Origin of the sequence: Terrisporobacter mayombei, from assembly GCF_020748465.1 — a bacterium.
In the GTDB taxonomy this organism is placed as follows: Bacteria; Bacillota; Clostridia; order Peptostreptococcales; family Peptostreptococcaceae; genus Terrisporobacter; species Terrisporobacter mayombei.
This window is the reverse complement of sequence record NZ_JAHZMP010000255.1, coordinates 1-445: the sequence shown is the minus strand read 5'-3', so window position 1 is coordinate 445 and position 445 is coordinate 1. Positions and strand designations below refer to the sequence as shown.

General features: G+C 55.7%; 1 pseudogene. It reads right to left on the bottom strand.

From position 1 onward, the window contains the following. A pseudogene (gene rtcR / locus K0039_RS25435) lies at positions 1–445 on the bottom strand (DNA-binding transcriptional regulator RtcR); the annotation flags it as partial.

Below are 445 nucleotides of genomic sequence, written 5' to 3'. Positions count from 1 at the left end.
CCTGGCGATCGCTGCCAAACGGGTAAAAGGTTTTCTCTTCAATGGCTTTCAGCAGCATTGCCTGTTCGTCTGCGCCCAGTTCGCCAATCTCATCAAGAAACAACATTCCGCCGTTGGCGCTGCGTAATAAACCTTCACGAGATTCCCGCGCCCCGGTAAACGCGCCTTTTACATGACCAAACAGCGTCGACATGGCGGTATCGCCGCGCAGGGTGGCGCAGTTCACTTCCACAAACGCGCCGCTAAACTGATGCCGCGCCTGTTTTAACTCGAAGATGCGTCGCGCCAGAAATGACTTGCCCGCGCCGGTTGGACCGTTAAGCAGAATCGGCGCGCGGGATTTGATCGCCACTTTTTCGATCTGCTCAATCATGCGGTTGAAGTGGGGGTTACGCGTGGCAATGCCGGACTTAAGAAAATCAAGCGTTTGCTGGCGTTCCTCGGC